The 3,662-nt window shown below is 40.1% G+C and carries 3 protein-coding genes; all 3 read right to left on the minus strand.

The features are described from left to right. Positions 1–385: 385 nt before the first annotated feature. Positions 386–1,051 carry a phosphatase PAP2 family protein gene (locus EKM61_RS11520; protein WP_068226154.1) on the minus strand — a complete coding sequence of 222 codons (666 nt, stop codon included), beginning with the start codon at positions 1,049–1,051 and terminating at the stop codon, positions 386–388. Positions 1,052–1,396: 345 nt separating this feature from the next. Next, a complete protein-coding gene (gene pepF, locus EKM61_RS11525) occupies positions 1,397–3,205 on the minus strand; it encodes an oligoendopeptidase F (protein ID WP_068226155.1) in 1,809 nt (602 codons plus the stop codon). Between the two features lie 313 nt (positions 3,206–3,518). Then, positions 3,519–3,662 (minus strand): aggregation-promoting factor C-terminal-like domain-containing protein (locus EKM61_RS11530; RefSeq protein WP_455709270.1); only part of this gene is annotated, 144 nt, incomplete at its 5' end.

Below are 3,662 nucleotides of genomic sequence, written 5' to 3' on the forward strand. Positions count from 1 at the left end.
TGAGTAAACAAAAAGCACATTCACCGAAGTGAATGTGCCGTTCAAAATCTCCACCAATACGATTTGACAGAGACCCATAAAAAAACAGCATTAGAAGTTGCCTAACTTCTAACACTGTAAAATTGGCTATCAACAGGATTTGACAGAGAGCCATTTAAATTTGGTGCTATTCCTCCTTTTTAAGTTGTTTTGCCGATTGTTTGTCCGGAAAACTAAAGAACAGTATGAAGATCCTTTTTCACTAAAGTTTGGAAAGTCCTTTTTGATCAACGTAAACGTGTTAAAAAAATTATTGTGATTGGCCTTGTTAAACGGACTGAGCAGTAAGGTTAGCGTAGCCAGTAATCATTTTAGATTGTGGCTTAAAATCTAAGTACGCCACTCGTTAATATTTTGCGTGGCGCGGCCGAACTACCTTCTTCTGAAGGCGGAGGAAGTAATGTTGGTAAAGCCAAAGTGCCGCTTCACCCCAAATTAGCGCCAATAGTATTGCACCAAGTACGTCACTGGGATAGTGAGCGCCAAGGTAAACACGGGAATAACTAACTAATAATAATAAAAGTACGCCAACAATGTAACAAAGTGACTGCTGCCACTTGTTTTTTAAGTGATTGATCCAAAAAACGCAAATAAATAAAAGGATAATCGTAGTTCCTAAAACGTGCCCACTAGGAAAGCTGTAGCCATTTTCGGGTAGGATTATTTTAATTGCTGGCCGCTGGCGTGCAACTAGTTTTTTGACCACACTGGCAATTGCGTCGCCACCAAAAATAGTTAAGATAACCCAGATGGCTTCACTAGTATGGCGATGAAACCAGAGGAATCCGGCGATTAGTGCGGCGTAGAATAGATCAAGTGTTGGTTGTGCCAAAATGGTGATTAGTTTAAAGAAAAAATCTTTCGTAGCCGAGGTGTTGGCTTGAACTCCCTTAATTAGTAGTTCGTCAAGTCCAGTGAGAAGCTGGAATTTAACTAAAATGGCAAGTAATAAGAAGCTCACCGTTAAGCCTAGCCACCATTTTATTGGCATTTTGTGTTTTTGAATTAACATAATTGACCTCTTCAATTTTTTAGTGATAACGTTTTGGTTATCTGCGTCTTAAGGATAACTGATAAGGTTAAATATTTTCTAAAGAAAAGGCTAATTCAGTCCAAAGTCCTAGCTTAATGAAATTTGATCTGGCCTAGGTTACGTTTTTGTCATCGCTTTTCGCTAGGAATAATTCTGGCCAGCAAAAAAGCTGGGACAAGTGTCCTAGCTTTTTTTGCTATTTCCGAATATTACTCTAGAATATGTGCTAAAAGTCTGGGTCGGCTGAACCCCAAAAGTGACGTTTATCCAACTCCCTCTCTTCGTTATGAAATAGTAAGTAATCATTTGGATACACGCTAACTTTTAGTCAGCTAGTAATTTTTCTAGTTCAGTTAGGCGTTCTTCAAAAACAGTAAAGGCCTTTTCGAGGTAATCAGCTTTAGTCATGTCGACACCAGCGGCCTGCATAATTTCAATTGGGTAGGCCGAACTACCAGATTTAAGGTAGTTAATGTAAGCATCGCGTTCTGGTCGTTTTCCATTAACAATTTTATCCGCCAAGGTAGTCGCTGCGGCAAAACCAGTAGCGTATTGGTAAACGTAATAATTTAAATAAAAATGGGGAATTCGTGACCATTCTAAAGCAATCTCTGGATCGTCTGCAGTATCAGGACCGTAGTATGCCTTGTTTAATTTACCGTAGTAATCCGACATACTTTCGGCCGTCAGCGCAATTCCGTTAGCATCCTGAGTATGGATAAATTGTTCGAATTCAGCAAATTGAGTCTGCCGGAAAATTGTGCCTTTAAAGCCATCGAGGTAGTAGTTTAAAACATAAGCTCGTACCTTTGGATCAGTTTGGGTTTTTAATAGGTAATCAGTCAGTAAATTTTCATTAGTCGTGGACGCAATTTCGGCAACAAAAATAGCGTAGTCACCGTATACATAGGGTTGATTGTGATGCGTGTAATAACTATGAACTGAATGGCCCATTTCGTGAATCAAAGTATATAGGCTATTCAGATTGTTTTGCCAGTTCAACAAAATGTATGGGTTGGTATCATACATACCAGAAGAGTAGGCACCACTAGTCTTACCTTTATTCTCAACAACGTCAATCCAGCGCTTTTCATAAGCCTCCTCAACAACACTAGTATAATCACGGCCCAAGACTTTGACAGCCTTTAAGACTTCCTGCTGGGCCTCTTTGTAAGTATAAGTTAAAGTCGGTTCACCAGTTAAAGGAGTGTACATATCGTACATATGGACCTGTTTGAGCTTTAGCGTTTTTTTACGTAATGCAACGTAGCGATGTAAAAGAGGTAAGTGTTTTTTAACAACATCAACTAAAGTTGTATAGACGCTTTCGGGAATGTGGTTACCCGCCATTGCGGCGGCACGGGCACTTGGATAATGGTGGGCCTGAGCACGAAAATTATGCATTTTAACATTCGTGATAAGCGTTGAAGCCAACGTATTCCGAAATTGATTGTAAACCTTGTATAGTTGTTTAAAAGCATTTTGCCGGACAGCCTGGTCGGTTGATTCGATTAATGTACCATAAACACCTTGGGAGAGCTGAACATCGTTACCCTGAGCATCCTTAACGGTGGGGAATGGTAAATCAACGTCATTTAAAACGTTAAATGTTTGTGATGAACCATCAAAGACATCACTGGCACCGGCAAGCAAACTTTCCTCGTTAGTCGATAGGGTGTGGTCGCGTGCAGCCGTGAGTTGTGTTAAGTAGTGCTTATAAACTTGAAGGTTACTATTTTCGTCAATGTAACTAGTCAGTTTATCTTCAGGAATGGCCAGAATTTCTGGTTCGACAAAGGCGGTTTGGGCGGAGACTTTGGCCACCAACGCACCTGCACGTTGTGACATTGCCTGATAGGTTGGATCATTATTATCCTGGTTGGTTTTTAAACTAGCGTAAACATAAACTTTTTCTAATTTACGGTAGAGATCAAAAATTTGTTCCAGACCAGTACTCAGGTCGCGTGCGTTGGCCGCTAAAGTACCACTCAATTTTTCAACTGTCGTAGTCAATGTTTGAACATCCTTGTAAGCAGCTTCCCAGTCGTCATCGGTCGGGTAAACGGTGGTTAAATCCCAAGTTAATTCAACCGGAATATCTTTGCGTAAAGGTAATTTTTGTGTATTACTCATAATGAACCTCCTGTATTTAAATAGTTATTTTTGGAGGATACCAGTAGCAACTAAAGATTATGTAAAAAGCCAATCACAATAGTTACTGTACTTTATTGTGCCAAAATTTTTGCACGGGTAAAGTGGGGTCACTCCAAAGCGCTGTTAAAGAGATGTCAGCGCTTTTCTTCTAAAAATAGCATAGCACATCCGCTCTTTTTTTGCTTTGTAATCATGATCAGTAATAAGCGGCCATTGTTATTTAGCCTTTTTATAAACAGGACACAAAAAAGCACCCACCGCAGTGAGTGCCATCAATTACAAATTTAAAGGCTTAGTACCAACCGTTTGCTTGCCAGAAGGCTTGGGCACCAGTCCATGAACCATAACGGGAAGTAACATAGTTGTTAGCAACACGTTCTTGGTTAGCAGCTGAGTAGTCGCCACCTAAGTATGAAGAGCTTAATTGGTACTTACC

The sequence above is a fragment of the Loigolactobacillus backii genome (genome assembly GCF_003946275.1).
GTDB lineage: Bacteria > Bacillota > Bacilli > Lactobacillales > Lactobacillaceae > Loigolactobacillus > Loigolactobacillus backii.

Excerpts from the sequence above, each read along its gene's own strand:
- pepF (WP_068226155.1), bottom strand. The coding sequence starts at position 3,205 with ATGAGTAATACACAAAAATTACCTTTACGCAAAGATATTCCGGTTGAA.
- EKM61_RS11520 (WP_068226154.1), bottom strand. The coding sequence starts at position 1,051 with ATGTTAATTCAAAAACACAAAATGCCAATAAAATGGTGGCTAGGCTTA.